This is a genomic window from Pantoea sp. EEL5, from assembly GCF_049892805.1.
GTDB classification, from domain to species: domain Bacteria; phylum Pseudomonadota; class Gammaproteobacteria; order Enterobacterales; family Enterobacteriaceae; genus Pantoea; species Pantoea ananatis.
The window spans coordinates 113,393-132,507 of sequence record NZ_JBNDNJ010000002.1 but is presented as its reverse complement, the minus strand read 5'-3'; the positions used below and the strand labels follow the sequence as shown (position 1 = coordinate 132,507).

General features: G+C 53.5%; 19 protein-coding genes. 12 read left to right on the top strand and 7 right to left on the bottom strand.

The window, feature by feature from the left end:
• Positions 1 to 19: 19 nt before the first annotated feature.
• From ACPXSQ_RS12165 to uxaC, 3 genes are read right to left on the bottom strand one after another with little or no spacing between them, the layout of a single operon-like run.
• Positions 20 to 1,510 carry a UxaA family hydrolase gene (locus ACPXSQ_RS12165; protein WP_105088587.1) on the bottom strand — a complete coding sequence of 497 codons (1,491 nt, stop codon included), beginning with the start codon at positions 1,508 to 1,510 and terminating at the stop codon, positions 20 to 22.
• Positions 1,511 to 1,512: 2 nt separating this feature from the next.
• On the bottom strand, positions 1,513 to 2,961 hold the full coding sequence (locus ACPXSQ_RS12160) for a tagaturonate reductase (RefSeq protein ID WP_072139065.1): 1,449 nt from the start codon (positions 2,959 to 2,961) through the stop codon (positions 1,513 to 1,515).
• 2 nt (positions 2,962 to 2,963) lie between these two features.
• On the bottom strand, positions 2,964 to 4,379 hold the full coding sequence (gene uxaC, locus ACPXSQ_RS12155) for a glucuronate isomerase (RefSeq protein ID WP_105088588.1): 1,416 nt from the start codon (positions 4,377 to 4,379) through the stop codon (positions 2,964 to 2,966).
• Between the two features lie 399 nt (positions 4,380 to 4,778).
• Between uxaC and ACPXSQ_RS12150 the strand changes: the two genes are divergently transcribed.
• The 11 genes from ACPXSQ_RS12150 (at position 4,779) to ACPXSQ_RS12100 (ending at position 12,000) form a co-directional block, all read left to right on the top strand.
• A complete protein-coding gene (locus ACPXSQ_RS12150) occupies positions 4,779 to 6,083 on the top strand; it encodes an MFS transporter (protein WP_013027326.1) in 1,305 nt (434 codons plus the stop codon).
• A gap of 87 nt (positions 6,084 to 6,170) precedes the next feature.
• The gene (exuR, locus tag ACPXSQ_RS12145; protein WP_014594687.1) at positions 6,171 to 6,947 is read left to right on the top strand and encodes a transcriptional regulator ExuR; all 777 of its coding nucleotides are present in this window, start codon (positions 6,171 to 6,173) and stop codon (positions 6,945 to 6,947) included.
• A gap of 312 nt (positions 6,948 to 7,259) precedes the next feature.
• Positions 7,260 to 7,934, top strand: a complete 675-nt coding sequence (locus ACPXSQ_RS12140) for a DedA family protein (protein WP_014594688.1) — start codon at positions 7,260 to 7,262, stop codon at positions 7,932 to 7,934.
• Entirely contained in the window at positions 7,931 to 8,278 is a 348-nt protein-coding gene (mzrA, locus tag ACPXSQ_RS12135; protein WP_013027329.1) for an EnvZ/OmpR regulon moderator MzrA, read from the top strand. The genes ACPXSQ_RS12140 and mzrA overlap by 4 nt, the downstream gene beginning before the upstream one ends.
• Before the next feature lie 187 nt (positions 8,279 to 8,465).
• Entirely contained in the window at positions 8,466 to 8,840 is a 375-nt protein-coding gene (locus tag ACPXSQ_RS12130; RefSeq protein WP_013027330.1) for a DUF1090 domain-containing protein, read from the top strand.
• A 35-nt stretch (positions 8,841 to 8,875) separates the two neighbouring features.
• Positions 8,876 to 9,181 (top strand): DUF883 family protein, encoded by a 306-nt coding sequence (locus ACPXSQ_RS12125; protein WP_014604934.1) that lies wholly within the window; start codon positions 8,876 to 8,878, stop codon positions 9,179 to 9,181.
• 2 nt (positions 9,182 to 9,183) lie between these two features.
• Positions 9,184 to 9,579: a phage holin family protein gene (locus ACPXSQ_RS12120; protein ID WP_013027332.1), complete on the top strand. Its 396-nt coding sequence runs from the start codon at positions 9,184 to 9,186 to the stop codon at positions 9,577 to 9,579.
• Positions 9,579 to 9,863: a YqjK-like family protein gene (locus ACPXSQ_RS12115; RefSeq protein ID WP_014604933.1), complete on the top strand. Its 285-nt coding sequence runs from the start codon at positions 9,579 to 9,581 to the stop codon at positions 9,861 to 9,863. Before ACPXSQ_RS12120 ends, ACPXSQ_RS12115 begins: the two co-directional genes overlap by 1 nt.
• A 202-nt stretch (positions 9,864 to 10,065) precedes the next feature.
• Entirely contained in the window at positions 10,066 to 10,476 is a 411-nt protein-coding gene (locus ACPXSQ_RS12110) for a DoxX family protein (RefSeq protein ID WP_024471122.1), read from the top strand.
• A 205-nt stretch (positions 10,477 to 10,681) separates the two neighbouring features.
• Positions 10,682 to 11,242: a cytochrome b/b6 domain-containing protein gene (locus ACPXSQ_RS12105; protein ID WP_105082827.1), complete on the top strand. Its 561-nt coding sequence runs from the start codon at positions 10,682 to 10,684 to the stop codon at positions 11,240 to 11,242.
• Positions 11,243 to 11,307: 65 nt separating this feature from the next.
• Complete coding sequence (locus ACPXSQ_RS12100) at positions 11,308 to 12,000, top strand: VIT1/CCC1 transporter family protein (protein WP_042677125.1); 693 nt, start codon at positions 11,308 to 11,310, stop codon at positions 11,998 to 12,000.
• Between the two features lie 33 nt (positions 12,001 to 12,033).
• On the opposite strand, the gene ACPXSQ_RS12095 is transcribed toward ACPXSQ_RS12100, so the two are convergent.
• Complete coding sequence (locus ACPXSQ_RS12095; protein ID WP_015699449.1) at positions 12,034 to 12,954, bottom strand: formyltransferase family protein; 921 nt, start codon at positions 12,952 to 12,954, stop codon at positions 12,034 to 12,036.
• A 257-nt stretch (positions 12,955 to 13,211) separates the two neighbouring features.
• On the opposite strand from ACPXSQ_RS12095, the gene ACPXSQ_RS12090 reads away from it, so the two are divergent.
• Positions 13,212 to 14,186, top strand: a complete 975-nt coding sequence (locus ACPXSQ_RS12090) for a glutathione S-transferase family protein (RefSeq protein ID WP_014604930.1) — start codon at positions 13,212 to 13,214, stop codon at positions 14,184 to 14,186.
• 89 nt (positions 14,187 to 14,275) lie between these two features.
• On the opposite strand, the gene tdcC is transcribed toward ACPXSQ_RS12090, so the two are convergent.
• The 3 genes from tdcC to ACPXSQ_RS12075 all read right to left on the bottom strand — a co-directional run bounded on the left by tdcC (position 14,276) and on the right by ACPXSQ_RS12075 (position 18,946).
• The gene (gene tdcC / locus ACPXSQ_RS12085; RefSeq protein WP_013027339.1) at positions 14,276 to 15,604 is read right to left on the bottom strand and encodes a threonine/serine transporter TdcC; all 1,329 of its coding nucleotides are present in this window, start codon (positions 15,602 to 15,604) and stop codon (positions 14,276 to 14,278) included.
• A gap of 10 nt (positions 15,605 to 15,614) precedes the next feature.
• Positions 15,615 to 16,604, bottom strand: a complete 990-nt coding sequence (tdcB, locus tag ACPXSQ_RS12080; protein WP_426143877.1) for a bifunctional threonine ammonia-lyase/L-serine ammonia-lyase TdcB — start codon at positions 16,602 to 16,604, stop codon at positions 15,615 to 15,617.
• Between the two features lie 731 nt (positions 16,605 to 17,335).
• Positions 17,336 to 18,946, bottom strand: coding sequence for a glucan biosynthesis protein (locus ACPXSQ_RS12075; RefSeq protein WP_013027341.1), 1,611 nt, complete (start codon positions 18,944 to 18,946; stop codon positions 17,336 to 17,338).
• Positions 18,947 to 19,115: the final 169 nt, after the last annotated feature.

Below are 19,115 nucleotides of genomic sequence, written 5' to 3'. Positions count from 1 at the left end.
AGACATGCCGCCCTTGCGTTTACAGCGTCACGCCGCTTTTAAAAATAGCCAGCTCACGGAAATCATTCTTTTCATTGTTGGTTAATTGCCCGTTGGCAATCGCCACGATGGTGTCAACAAAGTCGGCTAACAGCGCGTCCATGCTCATGCCTTCGACCAGCCTTCCGGCGTTGAAATCAATCCAGTGCGGTTTCTTTTCGGCCAGCGGCGTGTTGGTGGCCAGCTTGACCGTAGGGACAAATCCGCCGTACGGCGTGCCGCGCCCGGTGCTGAACAGCACCATATGGCAGCCCGCACCGGCCAGCGCACTGGTCGCCACCGCATCGTTCCCCGGCGCGCTGAGCAAGTTAAGGCCCGGCGTTGTCAGACGTTCACCATACTTGAGCACGTCCACCACCTGACTTTGCCCCGCCTTTTGTGTACAGCCGAGTGACTTCTCTTCCAGCGTGGTAATACCGCCTGCTTTATTACCCGGTGACGGGTTTTCATAGATGGGCTGATGATGATCGATAAAGTACTGTTTGAAGTCGTTAATCATCGACACGGTTTTGTCGAAGGTAGCCCGATCCCGGCAACGGCCCATCAGAATCCGTTCGGCCCCAAACATCTCCGGCACTTCCGTCAGTACCGTGGTACCGCCGTTGGCGATCATCTGATCGGAGAAGCGCCCCAGCAGCGGATTCGCCGTAATGCCTGAGAAGCCATCGGAACCGCCACATTCCAGACCGAACCTGAGCTCGCTGAGTGTGCCGGGCGAGCGGCGATCGTGACGCATTTTTTCATAGAGTGCGTGCAGCCGTTCCAGTCCGGCTTCCACTTCATCGTCGTGCTGCTGGCACACCATAAACTCAACGCGATCGCTTTCAAACGCGCCCAGGGTTTCACGAAACACATCCACCTGGTTATTCTCGCAGCCCAGGCCGATGACCAACACCGCGCCGGCATTGGGATGGCGCACCATGTTTTGTAGCATGGTGCGGGTGTTGTCATGATCCTGGCCTAGCTGTGAACAGCCAAAAGTGTGACTAAACAGAAAAGCGCCGTCTGTACCGGCGGCATCCTGCGTCTCCTTCAGAAAGCGCTGTAAAATCTGTCGCGCAATGCCATTCACGCAGCCGACGGTGGGTAAGATCCACAGCTCGTTGCGAATGCCGACCTCACCATTGGCACGACGGTAAAGTTGTACCTCACGGTCGCCTGGCTGGGTGGCTGACGCAATCTGGTCGGGCTGATATTCATAGTGATCCAGGTCACTAAGATTGGTGCGCGCATTGTGGGAATGAATCAGCTCCCCTGCCCCAACGGCCTGAGTCGCATGCGCAATCGGCAACCCATATTTTATGATCAACTCGTCCTTGCCGATGGCGCGCAAGGCAAACTTGTGCCCCCGTCCCACGTCCTGAAGCAGCGTGACGGGCTGGGCGGCGAGTTCAATCGTGGTGTCGGCTTCCATATCATGCAACGCCACGGCAACATTGTCCTGCGGATGAATTTTTATGGCGTCTTGCATGGTTATCTCCGTTGGCTCAGCGCGTCACGCATACCGTGCGCGAGGATGCGTTGCAGGTGCTGGCTGACCGTTTCGGCCAGGCCGGGTTGCTGTGTTAAATCTTGTCCCCAGTGCTCGGCATCACTTAATACGCGACTGACCAACGCTAAAGGAGAGATCTGCTCTGCTGCCACGGCGGCCCAGCCCTCTGAGTAGCGTTCCAGCCAGTGCGGCTCATCCTGCAGAGGCCAGCTTTTATCCGCCGATTCCCCGCGATAAAACGCAATCAGGGCTGCCAGCGCAAACGTCAGGTGCTGTGGCCACTGCCCTGTTTTCGCATGCGACATCAGCAAAGGTTGTAGCAAGCGCGTACGGAACTTGGTCATGCCATTCAGGGCGATGGAAAGCAGTGCATGGCGAATAAACGGATTGCGGAAGCGACGCAGTACCGCATCGGCAAAAGCGTTAAGCTCATCAGCGGGCAAATCCAGCGTGGGAATAATCTCTTTGCGCAGCAGCGCATCCACGTACGCCGAGATTTGCTCATCGTCCATCGCCTCTCCTACGCTCTCCAGCCCCGCCAGATACGCAACCGGCACCATGGCCGTGTGAGCGCCGTTCAGAATCGCGACTTTTTGCGCTTTGTACGGGGCAATATCGTCAACGTGGCGGACATGCGGCGCCAGTGCGGCCAGCTTCAGTTCGTCAAACAGCGCAGCTGGCCCCTGAAGAACAAATTGATAATAAACTTCACCGGCCACCAGAAAACGGTCCTGATAGCCCAGTTGGGTTTCAAGCGTGGCGCTCTCGGACGGGAAGCCGGTTACAATGCGATCCACCAGCGTGTTATAGAATGCGCAGCGCGTATCAACCCAGCGTTGAAATTCCCTGGGCAGTTGCCAGAGATCGGCATAGCGCAGCACATGTTCACGCAGCATATCGCCATTGTGATCGACCAGCTCACAGGGCACGATGAGCCAGCCTTTCTCTTTATCACCGTCGAAATGCTGGTAACGCGCCCAAAGCAGTTGCGTCAGCTTGCCCGGAAAGCTGGATGCAGGCCGATCGTCCAAGCGATCCGTTTCGGTAAACGCGATGCCGGCTTCGGTGGTATTGGAGAAAACGAACCGCATAGCAGGCTGACGTGCCAGCGCCATAAAATCGTCAAACTGCTGGTAAGGCTGAATCTCACGGTTAAGGCTGCGGATCAGGCGGCTTTCGCTCACCTGTTCGCCTTGCGCGTTCAGCCCGCGGATCAGCGTGGTATACAGACCGTTCTGCTGATTCAGATTGTCGCTGACGTCGCGATTACGCGGCCTGACCACCACCACACCGGCGTCTGTGCCCTGATGTTCATTGAGCCAGTCAAGTTGCCAGTCGATAAAGGCACGCAGAAAGTTACCTTCACCGAACTGAATCACGCGATCGTGGTAGACCGCGCCGGGAAAGTCGTGGCGGTTTAGCCGCTTCATGGTCAGGCTCCCAGCTCAATGCCAAAATAGTCACGGGCATTGTTGAAGCAAATGTTTTGTACCATCTGGCCCAACAGCGCTTCATCTGCAGGCGCTTCGCCCTGTTCGACCCAGCGGCCAATCATCTGGCACAGCAGACGACGGAAATATTCATGACGGGTATAAGAAAGGAAGCTGCGGCTGTCGGTTAACATCCCGACGAAGCGGCTCAGCAGGCCAATTTGCGCCAGCTGCGTCATCTGGCGCTGCATGCCATCCAGTTGATCGTTAAACCACCAGGCGGAACCAAACTGCATTTTCCCGGCCTGGCCTTCGCCCTGGAAATTTCCGGCCATGGTCGCCAGCACTTCATTATCCCGCGGATTCAGACAATAGAGGACGGTTTTAGGCAAGGCGTTATTGAGGTTTTGCGCACCGAGTAAACGGGCCAGCGGCTCGGCGACGGGCTGATCGTTGATGGAGTCAAAGCCCACATCTGCGCCCAGAAGTTGGAACTGGCGTTGGTTGGTATTGCGCAGCGCGCCAATATGGTACTGCTGCACCCATCCGCGACGAGCATATTCCCCCCCGAGCCATACCAGCACTGCGGTTTTAAACTGGGCGATAGCCTGGGCATCCGGCTTAGCGCCTCCGCGACGATGCGCCAGAATGCTGTCCAGCGTGGTTTCATCGGCATCGGCATAACATACGACGTCCAGCGCATGGTCGGAAATCTTGCAGCCGTGTGCCGCAAAGTGATCCAGACGTTTGCTCAGCGCCTGACGTAAATCATCAAAGCGCTGCACGCTGATATCGGTCAGGCTTTCCAGTTTTCCAATCCACGGCAGGAAGGTGTCGGCTTCGATATTAAAGGCTTTATCCGGACGCCAGCTTGGCAACACCTTCACCTTGAAGCTGTTGTCTTCAGCCAGTACGCGGTGATGCGTCAGATCGTCCAGCGGATCGTCGGTGGTCCCGACCATCTTAACGTTCATCTGCTGCATGATGCCGCGCGCGGTGAAAGCGTCCTGCGCCAGTAAATCATTGCAACGCTGCCAGATCTCATCAGCCGTTTTTTCGGACAGCAGCACGCCGGTAATGCCGAAGGGACGGCGCAGCTCCAGATGCGTCCAGTGGTAAAGCGGATTGCCAATGGTTTGCGGCACGGTGCGCGCCCAGGCATTGAATTTATCCCGATCGCTGGCGTCGCCGGTGCACAGCGCCTCTGCCACACCGTTAGCCCGCATCGCCCGCCACTTATAGTGATCGCCTTTCAGCCAGATATCGTAAAGGTTGGCAAAACGATAGTTTTCAGCAATCTGCTGCGGCGGTAAATGGCAGTGATAATCGTAGACAGGCTGGTCTTTGGCGTAGTCGTGATAGAGACGACGGGCGAACTCAGTGTCCAGCAAAAAATCCTCGGTCATGAAACGCGACATAAAAAGCTTCCTTATGGGATGACCCCTGAATGGCTCAAAGTTATCATACCAATTTTGGCTGACTGCAGGTTTTTTTACGACTCAGGTCACATTTAAGCAAGATGATCACATCCCATATGGACCTTATTGTCGCCCGCAGCGCGCTAACTGGCTGTGTTCTCGTCTGTTTGCAGTATCCCACAAGCTATTGCGGGTTTTTGTGATGGCTTTCAACTTTTAAAGTTGTATAACAAGTTAGGCTCTCGCTTTACCGCAAGGTAACAACTTTCTTACACAAGGCAAGGCAGATAACGGTCGCTGGTGCAGGGCCGGCGGGCGTGAGCAGAGCTGTATCACGAGATGTCCCGCTCCAGATAACAACAGCGGTAAGACCGCGCAAACAACTGGAAGAGGTACAGAATGCGTAAGATCAAAGGATTACGCTGGTATATGATTGGCCTGGTTACCCTGGGTACGGTACTCGGCTATCTGACGCGTAACACGATTGCCGTGGCAGCCCCGACGCTACAAACCGAACTGCATATCACCACCCAGCAATACTCCTATATTGTGGCGGCATACTCTGCCTGCTACACCGTCATGCAGCCTGTCGCAGGTTACGTTCTTGACTTACTGGGCACCAAAGTGGGCTACGCGGTGTTTGCTGTGCTGTGGGCGATCTTTTGCGCCGCGACGGCGCTGGCGGGAAGCTGGGGCGGTCTGGCCCTGGCGCGCGGCGCAGTGGGTGCCGCAGAAGCCGCGATGATCCCTGCCGGGCTAAAAGCCAGTAGCGAATGGTTTCCGGCGAAAGAACGCTCGGTAGCGGTGGGCTATTTTAACGTCGGCTCCTCCATCGGCGCGATGCTGGCACCTCCCCTGGTGGTCTGGGCGATTGTTGCGCACAGCTGGCAGATGGCCTTTATTATCGCGGGCGTACTGAGCATGATTTGGGCGCTATGCTGGCTGGTGTTTTATAAGCATCCCAAGCAGCAGAAAAAGCTGAGTGACGAAGAGCGCCACTACATTATTTCGGGTCAGGAGCTGCAGCATCAAACCGGCAACACCACCAAAATGTCGGCCCTGCAGATCCTGCGCAATCGCCAGTTCTGGGGCATCGCCCTGCCACGCTTTCTGGCTGAACCGGCATGGGGAACGTTCAACGCCTGGATTCCGCTGTTTATGTTTAAAGTTTACGGCTTTAACCTGAAAGAGATCGCGCTGTTCGCCTGGATGCCCATGCTGTTTGCCGACTTTGGTTGTATCCTGGGCGGTTACTTGCCCCCGCTGTTTCAGCGCTGGTTTGGGGTCAACCTGATTGTGTCACGTAAGATGGTGGTCACCATGGGCGCGATCTTAATGATCGGCCCGGGCACCATTGGTTTATTTACCAGCCCTTATATTGCTATCGCGCTGCTGTGCGTAGGCGGCTTTGCCCACCAGGCGCTGTCTGGTGCGTTGATTACCCTGTCTTCCGATGTGTTTGGTCGTAACGAAGTTGCCACGGCGAACGGACTGACCGGGATGGCGGCCTGGACAGCCAGCACCCTGTTTGCGCTGGTCGTCGGTGCGCTGGCCGATACATTAGGCTTTAGCCCACTGTTTGCCGCCCTGGCCGTGTTCGACTTGCTCGGTGCCGTGGTGATCTGGACAGTGTTAAAAAACAAACCCATTTCTGAACTGCAGACCGCCCCTTCCCCTTCTCAGGCTGCGCCGATACGTAGCTGATCCTGAGGGCTGGCCCGTGCCAGCCCTTTTCTTCTCTTGCCGCAAAGTGGTATAACAACTTATCTGCTCGTTACTTTGGATTGCCTCATGGACCTCACTGAATCTCGTCGACTTTATCAACAGCTGGCCAGCGAGTTAAAACGCCGCATTGAAAACGGGGTTTACCAGGTGGGAGAGAAACTGCCCGCAGAGCGCCTGATCGCTGAAGAAATGGAAGTCAGCCGCACGGTGGTGCGCGAAGCCATCATCATGCTGGAGGTTGAAGGCTACGTTGAGGTGCGCAAAGGCTCGGGCATTCACGTGATTTCCAGCCAGCAGCAAAACCGGGTCACCGAAAGCAGCAGCCAGCTAGAGTTTGCCGCCTTTGGCCCGTTTGAACTGTTGCAGGCGCGCCAGCTTATTGAAAGTAACGTTGCCGAGTTCGCGGCAACCCAGGTGACACGTCAGGATATTGTCGATTTAATGGCGATTCAGGAGAAAGCGCGACAGGAGGACCATTTCAGGGACTCTGAATGGGATATGAGGTTTCACGTTCGTATTGCTCAGTCGACGCAAAACAGCGCCCTGGCCGCGATTGTCGAGAAGATGTGGCTGCACCGTTTACACAACCCTTACTGGCTTAAGCTGCATGAGCATATCGATCAGCGCAGTATCGTAAGCTGGTGCGACGATCACGATCAGATTCTTAAAGCATTAATCCGCAAAGATCCCGCCGCCAGTAAGCTGGCAATGTGGCAACATCTCGAAAATACTAAGCAGATGTTATTTAACGCCACCGCCGACGATTTTGAGTTCAATGTTGACCGCTACATGTTCAGTGAAAATCCAGTTGTCCTTCCGGATGCAGATACGATTCAGCGTTAATTTGACTGAAAAACAGTCAGTTAATCTGCAATAGTGTCAGGACATGTAAAACTCCTTTTTACATCGAGATACAGAGGGTAAAACTCCTGTTCGTTTAGGAGTAGTTCTGTCTCCGAAGCTTGATTTTTGTTACAGTTATCATCCTTTTCTTACCTTTTGCGATAAGGGCTTATCAAATCGCTGATTTAACAATCAGTTCTGGAAGGATCCAGAAACGCTTGCTCAGACTACGCTCTCAGAATCGATAAAAAATGTCAGTCTGCGCTGAGGTCCCTGTGGGACATGTTCAACGATGATGTTCGGGAATGATTGATGGAAATTTTGCAAGCGCTGCTGCATGCCTTGTGGCAACAGGATTATGAAACGCTTTCCGATCCAACACTGGTGTGGGCAATTTACGGCGTCTTATTTATGATCCTTTTTCTGGAAAACGGCTTATTGCCTGCCGCTTTCCTGCCCGGTGACAGCCTGCTGATTCTGGTGGGCGTGCTGATTGCCAAAGGAACCATGAGTTTTCCGCTGACCATTCTGGTCCTCACCACCGGCGCCAGCCTGGGTTGCTGGGTGAGCTATATTCAGGGCCGCTGGCTGGGGAACACGCCGACGGTGCAAAACTGGCTATCACACCTTCCTGCCCGCTATCATCAGCGTGCACATAATCTGTTTCACCGTCACGGCTTATCGGCACTGCTCATTGGCCGTTTCATTGCTTTCGTGCGTACGCTGCTGCCTACAATTGCGGGCCTTTCCGGTTTAAGCAACGCCCGTTTCCAGTTTTTTAACTGGATGAGTGGCTTTCTGTGGGTCGTCATTCTCACGGTTCTGGGCTTTGCCTTAGGCAAAACGCCGATCTTCCGCCGCTACGAAGATGAACTGATGTTTTTCCTGATGATGCTGCCGCTGGTGTTGCTGGTGATTGGGCTGGTGGGCTCGCTGATTGTGCTGTGGCGTAAACGCCGCGCAAACCAGCGTGGTGAGGGCTCATGAAACCTTTACACGCTTTTCCTAAACGCTGGCTTCCCTGGTTAATTGGCGGGGCATTTGCGCTGGTAGCGGTCAGCATGATGCCCAGCCTGATGCGCCATGAAAACGTGGTACAGATTCGCGTTTCGCACGCGGGTGCCCCGATGCCCGATGGCTTCTATCTCTATCAGCAGCTGAGCGCCCAGGGTATTCGAATCAAAAGCATCACGCCCTCAGGGGATGCGTTGATTATTCATTTTGACAACGAAGAGCAAAGCCTCGCCGCGCAGAAAGTTCTGCGTCGATTGCTGCCGGACGGGTTTATCGTCGCGCAACACGACCAGGCGGCTCACCTTTCACTTGCTTAATTCGTCGCCCTTCTTAAACGCTTAGCGCACTTTCAGGCTGTGCTAAGCGTTTCTCTGTATATCGGTGATCTTTGGACTTTTTCCACCTGATGTCTATGCTTAAACTAAGGCGCGTTATCAGCGCACTGCGGAGGGTTCTTGCAGTGCGCTGAATTAAGTCAGGCAACAATGGAAGGTACAAAGCCGAATGAAACATACGTTACTACTGGGAATCACGCTGTTTTCTCTTTCAGGCTCCCTGATGGCGGCACAGTCGCTGTGTCAGCAAAAAGAGCAGGACATTCAGCGTGAAATCGAGATGGCTCAGAAGCACAACAATCAGCGCCGTGTGAACGGTCTGGAGCGCGCCCTTACCGAGGTGCGCGCGGGATGTACTGATAAAAAGCTTAAAGCCTCGCATCTGGAAAAAATCAACGCTCAGAAAGAGAAAGTGGCTGAGCGTGAGCGCGAACTCAAGGAAGAGCGCGACGAAGGTCATGACAAGGACAAGATTGCAAAACGCGAACGCAAGCTGGAAGAAGCACGCCAGGAGCTTAAGAAGTTACAGGCGGAGCCCTATTAATCGGATTCAATCTACTGATGTTAAAGGAGTATTTTATGTCTAAAGACACATCATCGGAATATTTGCGTGCTGAATTGAAAAACCTGGCGGATACGCTGGAAGAAGTCCTGAGCAGCGGGACTGAAAAGTCCAAAGGTGAACTGGATAAGCTCCGTCACAAAGCGCGCGTTGCGCTGGACAGCTCTCGTGAGCGTTTAGGTGAATCGGGTGAGCGCCTGGCGGCGACTACGCGCGAAGCGGCGCAGAAAGCAGATGGTTATGTGCGTGATAATCCATGGCATGGCGTGGGTATCGGTGCCGCCATCGGCGTTGCCATCGGTATGCTGATCTCGCGTCGTTAATCATGACGGATTCACAGCAGAACCACGGACCGGCCAAAGGGGTCATCAATATTGGTCAGCGTATCGTCACCACGCTGGTTGGTATGGTCGAAACACGCGTTCGTCTTGCAGTGGTAGAGCTGGAAGAAGAGAAGGCCAATATCATCCAGATGCTGTTGATGCTTGGCCTGACCATGCTCTTCACGGCTTTTGGCCTGATGAGCCTGATGGTGCTGATTATCTGGGCAGTTGATGCACAGTACCGTTTAATGGCTATTGCCATTACCACTGGCGTGCTGTTCTTGCTGGCGTTGATCTTTGGGCTATGGACATTGCGTAAATCACGTCAGTCAACCCTGCTGCGCCACACGCGCAAGGAACTGGCGAACGATCGTGATCTGCTTGAGGATAACCGGTAATGAGCCGCCGCGAGCGTGAAGCGCGTATCGATGAACTGCTAAAACAGGTTCAGCAGCAGCGTCTGGACATGAGTGCCGCGCGGCGTAGCTGGCTGGAGATTACCGCGCCCTACGATCGTGGCTGGTTTACGTTTTTGAGTCTGAAACGCTATCTGGCCATTGGCAGTAGTGCATTAGCTATCTATTCCATTCGCAGTCCTAATCGCCTGCTACGCTGGGCGAAACGGGGCTTTGGCCTGTGGAGTACCTGGCGCATGGTTAAATCAGCCCTTCCCCCGCGTTGAATCCCCAAAGCCAGTCCAGTGCGACTGGCTTTTTCTTTTTTCAGTTTTACTGAATAACATCGACAGTTTATATCGCTTACAACTGTCACTTCGCGCGACTATCATCTCCAACTATCAGCCCGGCCAATTGCAACCATGCAGTTAACGGGAATATTCACCGCGGGCATTGCTGCCTTGCAAACTTTTAGCGTTGGAGTAGATGATGAAAAAATTCGAAGACAGTGGTTTGTTAGCCGCCCGTATCCTGATGACTATCCTGTTTATTACTGCAGGCTGGGGCAAAATCACCGGTTACGCCGGCACTCAGCACTATATGGAAGCCATGGGCGTGCCCGGCTTCATGCTGCCGCTGGTTATTCTGCTGGAGTTTGGCGGCGGCCTGGCCATCATGTTTGGCTTCCTGACCCGTTTTACCGCGCTGTTTACCGCTGGCTTTACGATTCTGACCGCGTTTCTGTTTCACAGTAACTTCGCCGAGGGCGTGAACCAGCTGATGTTCATGAAGAACCTGTCTATCGCTGGTGGTTTCCTGGTGTTAGGTCTGGTAGGTCCGGGTGCGTACAGTATCGATCGCCTGATCAGCAAAAAACCTCAGGGTGCTCTGGCGCGCTAACTGACGCCTGACTACACCGCTTTTCTGACGCACCGGTTGCTTTCTGCCGGTGCGTTTTGCTTTTATGAGCAAAATCCTTTGCTGGGCGGTTTGAAGCGATCATGTCCTACCATCCCGCAGAGCCCCAGGCCCACCCGGTGCTTAAGGTAAGCCTAATCTAGTCATGGAAATATAGCGTTCCGTCCCTCTTCTTTTTGGCAACGCTATGAAAGTATCTTATGGTCAGTGGCTTCCCCATCACGATGCACCCTTTTTTCGACGGCTTCATCTTTTGGTCGCCGTGCTGATCCTTTCGCAGATCATCAATTCCAATTTTACCGCACGTGAAGCGCTCGGCGAGCACAGCCTGGAGACGCTGATAACCTGGCTACATATACTCTCAGGACTGTTGCTGATCGCTGCGAGCGTTATCATGCTCATCTGGATGCTGGTTCAGCGAGGTTTTCGCTGGTACTTCGCCTGGCTCACGCTGGATTTTCGGGGTATTCGAAACGATGTCGTACAGCTGACCGGCCTGAAACTCCCAGAGGCACATGGCGGTGGCATAGCCGCGACGGTGCAGGGCCTGGGGGTTATCGCGTTGATCGCCGTCGCCTGTTCTGGTGGGCTATGGTTTTTATTTAACAGTACGTCGCTCGCCACGCCTGATTTGACGCGTAGGGTATTGCACTGGCATAAATTCCTGACCACCTTTGTAGAGATTTATTTTTACAGCCATGGCGCGATGGGCGTGCTTCATATCCTGCTATCCCGCTATGAAAAATAGCACAGGGCACGCATGCAGGCTGTTGCCCTCCTGATTAGACGAATCGCTTATCACTGGAAGACCCGATGCTACATAGTGAATCGCATAAAATTGAACACGCCGGATGGCTAAGGGCTGCCGTATTGGGCGCGAATGATGGCATCGTTTCGACCGCCAGCCTGCTGGCCGGCGTCGTTTCTGCCAGCAGCAGTCATCACAATGTTTTGCTCGCCGGGCTGGCAGGTATTGTTGGAGGCGCAATATCGATGGCGACGGGAGAATACGTCTCGGTGTCCTCGCAGTCAGATACTGAAAAAGCTTCTCTGCGGCAGGAGAAAGCCGAACTCGAGGCCGATTTTGCGGCTGAAACGGTGGAGCTGTCAGCCATATACAGGGCGCGTGGCCTGTCGCCCGAGCTGGCTCGTCAGGTCGCAGAACAGTTGATGGCCCATGATGCCTTAGCCGCTCATGCCAGAGATGAGCTGGGCATTACCGATTTCAGCAGTGCCAAACCCCTTCAGGCCGCTCTGTTTTCTGCGGTCAGTTTTGCCTCAGGCAGTATTTTACCCTTCGCCGTTGCCATGCTGATCACCGGCCCCTTCGCCTTGCCCGCCATTGCGGTCTCGGCGCTCCTGGCATTGACGCTTCTGGGCGCGACGGCGGCCAAAGCCGGTGATGCGCCGGTGAGGAAAAGCGTCACGCGCATTTGCTTCTGGAGCCTGCTGGCGATGACGCTGTCTGCATCAGTCGGCTATCTTTCAGGTATGGCGCTTGGCTGACGCGCTGACTGGGTAAGGATGCATCTGCCGCCCTCAGCGCGCCAGATGCTGCCCGACAATCAGCCCGAGCTGGCCTGCCAGCGTCGTGCCCGTGACAGATTCGCCGCCCGCAGACTGCCCCTGCAGAATTTCAAGTTGTCCCTGCCCACAGCCAATAACCAGCGGTGTAACTGAAACAACTTCACCCGGCTGGCTGGCTTTACGCGCATCAATAACACGGGTTTGCCAGACGGTGAATCGCTGTGAGTCTGCCAATGTAAAAGCGCCGGGCCAGGGAAACGCCAGCGCCCGAACAAGGTTATGGATATCGCGGGCGGGCGCCTGCCAGTGAATTTGGCCATCTTCCGGCTTACGGCTGCCAAAACAGCTTGCTGCACGCTCGTCCTGAGGGGTTTCGGTAAGCTCGCCCGCCACCAGCGCATCAAGCCAGGTCGGTAGCATTTGCGCCGTGGTCGCAACCAGTCGGGTATGCAGTGCCAGGGCATTGTCCTGTGGATGAATTTCAACGGCCTTCTGCGCCAGAATCGGGCCGGCATCAGGACGTTTAATCATGCGGTGCAGGGTCACACCGGTTTGCGTCTCGCCTTTAATAATCACCCAATTGAGATGGGCACGGCCCCGATAAGCCGGCAGCAAGGCGGCATGCACGTTATAGGCCCCTTTTTTAACAGAGGACAGGATGGCTTCGCTGAGAACCTGACGGTAAGAGAAACAGAACAGATAATCTGCCTCAAGGCTGGCTATGCGGGCTTGCCATTCGGCTGTATTGACATCCTCGGTGATAAAAACCGGGATGTTGTGGCGCTCAGCCAGGCGGGCGACGGAGCCGTAAAACTGCGCGCCGGACGCGGGATCTGCATGGGTAAACAGGGCACTAACCGTGAATCCGGCATCCATTAACGCCTTCAGGCCGGTACAGGCCATTTCGTGATAACCAAAGAGTACCGCTTTCATTCCGCTTTCCTTCATCTTTTTTTCGCCTGATCCTGCGGGACGGGCGTGATGGACGGCTTGTCCGTTACAGGCCGTAGACAGCCCCATGATAAGGCATTCTTAGCCCGATTACGCCTCTGGCCCGTTCGCCGTATAGCGCGCATTTATGCGGGTGGGCGAAATGTTTGGCAACGCACGTGGTGCGCTGTCGAAGTTATCCATAACCGCCTATGGTTAAAGTCGGAAATATTCTTTTTATCGTTTGTACGGGAGACAAGATGGGTCAGCTAATTGATGGTGTCTGGCATGACACATGGTATGACACGAAATCAACCGGTGGGCGCTTTAAGCGCTCGGAATCCGCATGGCGTAACTGGGTTACGCCCGACGGTAGCGCAGGACTGAGCGGCAAAGCCGGGTTTACGGCGGAACGCGATCGCTATCACCTCTACGTGTCGCTTGCCTGCCCGTGGGCGCACCGTACCCTGCTGATGCGTCAGCTTAAAGGTCTGGACAGCATGATTGATGTCTCGGTGGTGCATCCGCTGATGCTGGAAAACGGCTGGACGTTTGATGACAGTTTTCCGGATGCAACTGGCGATAAACTGCACCAAAATGAATTTCTTTATCAGCTCTATCTCCATGCGGATGCCGACTACAGCGGGCGTGTCACCGTGCCCGTGTTATGGGACAAACAGCAGAACACCATCGTCAGCAATGAGTCTGCCGATATTATTCGCATGTTTAACAGCGCGTTCGATGCAGTCGGGGCGCGGGCGGGGGATTACTATCCGGCTGACCTGCGAGAGAAGATTGATGCGCTCAATGGCTGGATTTACGACACCATTAACAACGGCGTGTACAAAGCCGGTTTTGCCACCTCTCAGTCCGCTTACGATGAAGCCGTAACCGCCCTGTTCCACTCACTGTCGCGGGTAGAGCAGATCTTGGGTCAGCATCGCTATCTGGCTGGCGACAGGTTAACCGAGGCCGATTTACGCTTATGGACCACGCTGGTGCGCTTTGATCCGGTTTACGTCACCCATTTTAAATGCGATCGCCACCGTATCAGCGACTATCTGAACCTGAGCGGTTTCCTGCGCGACATTTACCAGATGCCGGGTATCGCCGACACAGTAAACCTGCCTCACATTCGTCACCACTACTACTGCAGTCATAAAACCATCAACCCGCACGGGGTGATCTCTGTCGGCCCGGCCTTTGACTGGGATGCGCCGCACGGTCGCGGTTAACAACAGAACACCGCGTTGAATTGGATGTGAAAAGACCTGACGTGCGCTGACTAACAGCACATGTCAGGTCAAACAGGGCTGAATGACGGTCAGAAAAACTTATAAGCGATATTTAAAATGGTGAGTAAGCCAATCGCGCTGACAAAAACATTGTCAGCCCGGCCTTTGTATTTTGCCAGTGCAGGGACTTTGCTGATGGCATACATGGGTAACAGGCAGAGCAGCGAGGCGATAATCGGCGCGCCCATCGCCTCAATCAGGTCGAGAATATTGGGGTTAAGGTAAGCTACCAGCCAGGTCGAGCCCATAATAAAGACCATGCTCAGCGTATTCAGCTTACGGCTGGACACAGCGTCTTTATCGCCCTTATAGCGAAATTTGATAATCAATCCGTTTAACCCTTCCAGCGTGCCCAGATAGTGCCCAAAGAAGGATTTGAAAATAGCGACCAGAGCAATCACCGAGGCGCTGTATTCCAGTACCGTAGAGAAGGTGGACTTCTCACCCGACAGGGCGGAAAAGTGATTCGCCAGGTAGGAGAGCACAGGGATATTTTGAGCCTTCGCGTCCGCCATATCCTGCGGGGATAAGGTAAACAGACAGCTAAAGGCAAAGAACATCACTACCGCCACCATCAGTATGCTGGCGCGGGAGATGATCTGGCTGCACTTGTTTTCGGTATAGGTCCGGCCCATTTCCGGCTCGTATTCTTCCCGCTTTGACACCACAAAAGAAGAAACAATCGGCGAAAAATTGAACGAGAACACCATAATAGAAATGCCTAACCACACGGTAACCAGAATGCCATCGTGCCCGGTCAGGGCGATGTCGCTCAGGTTAACCTGATCGATCACGGCGGTATTCCAGTAGGGGATTAACGACAGCGAAATCAGCACCAGGCTGGCGATAAACGGAAACACCAGCCAGCTCATCACCTTTACCATCAGGTCTTTACCAAACCAGATCACAAAAGCCATCAACAGCAGCAGCAACAGCGCCACCACACCGCGATTGAGGGCCGGCAGCAGTAGCTGATATTGCCAGAACGCCATGAAGGTATTGGTGATGGTGACGCCATAAATCCAGAGCAGCGGGCAAATCGCGAAAAAGTAGAGAAAAGTAATGACCACCCCGCCCGTTTTTCCGAAATGCTCTTCTACCGTTTCGGTAATATTGCCCGATACGTTACTGCCTGACAGACACAGTCGGGCCAGCGCCCGATGGCAGTAAAACGCGATGGGCCAGGCCAGCACCAGCATGATCAAGATAGGGATCAGCCCACCGTAACCGGCCCGAATGGGAAAGAAAAGCACGCCGGCGCCAATGGCCGTGCCAAACAGTCCGAGTGTCCATGTGGTATCGGACTTACGCCAGGTTGAGGTTTTTTCCTGGTCGAGAATATTTTCAGAATTACTCATAACTTATCCTTTATGCGTCAGCAAAACCCGTAATCTGGGAAACCCGGGACAAATCAATATTGCCGCCTGAGATAATGCACACCGTTTTCCGCCCCTGAATGTAGTGGTCGACTTTGCCGCTCAGTAACGCGGCGCATGCCAGCGCGCCGGCACCTTCTGTGACCACTTTGTTTCGCTGAATCAATGCAATCATACTTTTACGAATGTCGTCTTCACTCACTAACACCATCTCATCGACCAATTCTCTCACAATCGCGAAGGTGAGATCGCCCGGACAGGCGACATCGCAGCCGTCCGCAAGGGTGCCGGTAAGACGATGGCGCGTAATGGTATCAGCAAAAAAGGAGGCTGCCATAACGTGAACGTTTTCAGACTGCACGCCGATGACGGTAATCGTGGGATTAATGGACTTGATCGCCGTGGCAATCCCGGCAATGAGCCCGCCGCCGCCTACGGGAACGATGACGTTATCGACATCAAAGAGATCCTCAAGAATTTCCAGACCGATGGTGCCCTGTCCGGCAATGATTTTCACATCATTATAAGGCGGGATAAATATGCGGCCTTCGCTGGCCACAATGTCTTCCACTTTGGTTAGCGTGTCATTAAAGTTTTCACCATAAATGACCACCTCCGCGGAGTAATCGCGCGTCGCCGCTTCTTTGGATTTTGGCGCACCCGCAGGCATGACCACTTTGCCGTCAATATGCAGCATGGCGCACGACAGTGAAACGCCCTGCGCATGGTTACCCGCTGAGCAGGCGACAACGCCCTGACGTTTTTCTTTCTCCGTCAGTGAGCTCATTTTATTGAATGCACCACGAATCTTAAAAGAACCCGTTCGCTGCATATTTTCAAATTTAAGGAATATTTCTCCGTCGCAGCGCTCGCTGAGATAGTTTGAACGTGGCATGCCGGTTTTATAAACTTTCCCTGTGAGTCTCTCTCTGGCAGCATAAATTTCATCAAGGCTAACGGGAAGGTTTTTATTGATATTCATATCGACTCCTTTTTCAGGCAGGGTTTATTCAGCAAAATTCCCCGAAGAGAAATGCGATCGTATAAAAGCTGAAAAAAAGTAATAAACTTACCGTTTTCGCTTCGCAGCATGCTGTAACAGCATGAGCTTACGCAGTTGATTTAAAAAGAAACGGGCAGCGAGAGGATAGGAAAAGGATGGCGATAAAACAGCGTATTGTGTGGAAGAAACTGTATTACTGACGGAAGGGATAAAACGTATTCTTGCAGAAGAGACGGGGTTAAAGCGATTCGTTAATAGGGGGCGAACAGTGCTCTGATACAGTGTTAGCCGGGGCGTTCGTCGTTGCGTATACCTGTGCATGATGTCATTCCTTTACGTCGCCTTTATCCGCTACGAATCTTAATCATCATAAAAAAATGGGATTGTGCTGTTTCTCACACTTCACTCTTTTCTTATGAGAACCAATGCTTTTATTTATACTGACTTTGTGAAGATCAATAAAATATCTTTTTTTCACTTAAGAATATTTCGCCGAAAAAAGCAGAGCGATGAAACAGCCGTTAACAGAACAAGGATAAGGGAAGACAATCACGCTATTTAAGACGGGCTTAGCCGGGAAAGGGGGAAGGTCATTATTATCCCTGAAACGCTGAAGATAACGCATCCAATAGCATTTTAATGCGCGACGTTTGCCGATGAGTCGCGTTAAAAGATTAACGCCCATCTGTTCAATGGGCGTTATTTAAAAGTTATTTCGTTTCGCACGCAACGGGCCAGGGCTTCGCAGGGGAGTTGAACGGATGGTACTGGTAGCACCAGGTTTCCGACACCACCTTGTCTTGCGCTTTCAAATAGAGCTTAAGCTCTACCGGATCGCCTTCGCCGGCGACCAAATCAAACTGCGCCAGCCAGTTGCCTGAATCGTCCGGCAATTTAGACACGAGCACGTTCTCAAAAGTACCACGCGATGCAGAAAGCACGGCTTCGGGGGAAACGCCTGACGGCAGATGATTAAGCACATCGCCACGGAACTCGACGGCAAACTTACGGCTGTCATGCGGACGATCGGAACCCGGTACACCGCCCCGGCCCAGTCGGGTAGCCCCACAACGCGCCAGAGGAGAGGGATAGGGCTCATCGGCCAGCCAGTGCAGACGATAATGGAAATGATGCTGATCGCCCGCTTTCGCTGGCGCATCCGGTACCCACATGGCGACGATATTGTCGTAGATTTCATCGTCAGTCGGGATTTCCATCAGTTGAACTGAGCCTTTGCCCCATTCCCCTCGCGGTTCCACCCACAGATCGGGACGTTTCTCGTAGTGCGCAGCGTCCAGATAGCTGTCGAAATCCCGATCTTTCTGCAGTAAACCAAAGCCGCGTGGGTTCTCATCATGAAAACTGGATGTGACCACGCGTAATGGGTTGTTCAACGGCCGCCAGATATGTTCGCCGCTGCCGGTCCACATCGCCAGACCATCGGAGTCATGCACTTCCGGGCGCCAGTCTGTCGCCGCTCCTTTAACCGTTTTTGAGAACCAGTACATGGAGGTCAGAGGCGCGATACCGAAACGCTGAATGTCCTTACGCAGGAAAAGCGTACATTCGACATCCTGTATAACCCCTTTGCCGCGCTGCAGGATAAATTTGTAGGCGCCCGTGATACTCGGCCCGTTGAGTAGCGCATAGACCGTGAGATGTTTGCTGTCGTCTTTCGGCGCTTCAAACCAGAAATCCGTAAAGTCAGGGAACTCTTCATCGACACCCGGCTGAACGGTATTCAGCGCAATACCGCGCGCGGATAAACCAAACTGCCCCAGCTCGCCGATGGCGCGGAAATAAGACGCGCCCATAAAGGATATCCAGTCATTTTGTGGATTGGTTTTTAGCGTGTCCTGGCTGGCCAGCACTCTGAAACCTGAGAATACGTTACCTTTCAGCGCCGGCAACGTAACGTTTTTATCCGTCGTGGTGAAGTAGTCAATATTTTGAATAATTTCACGCGCGGCGTTATTTTCCACGACGTGCATTTTCACCGGCATACGGTGTAAACCGTTTACCATGAAAAAGGTAACAGGAAACCGTCCGGCATTTTTAAACAGCGCATAGTCCGGCTTGTAGACGGTTTTCATGTAGGCGTCATAGGTTATGTTGGATAACAATGACGGGTCGAATGAGGTCGGTTTTTCATAGGGTTTGGCTGCCAGGGCTTTGGCCTGGGCAATCAAGGTTTCAAAGTTAAATGCTTCGCTGTTACCTAACTTGAGAACGCCTGCTGCGATAGCGCCGGGAGAAATGCCTAATGCAGATAAGGCAGCAAACGCCCCGGAATAAGTCAGTAAAGTCCTTCTTGTAACCATGATCCACCTGTTTTTTTAATCTTCATTCAATGAATTCGCGCCCAATGGGGCAAAACGTAAAATAATGACGTGTGGCAAGCTGCCTTCAACTATAGACGAGAGAAACCGTTGCCTCCCAAACAGATGGCAAGCCATCATCTGACACATCGGATGAGCCTATAGTGCATTG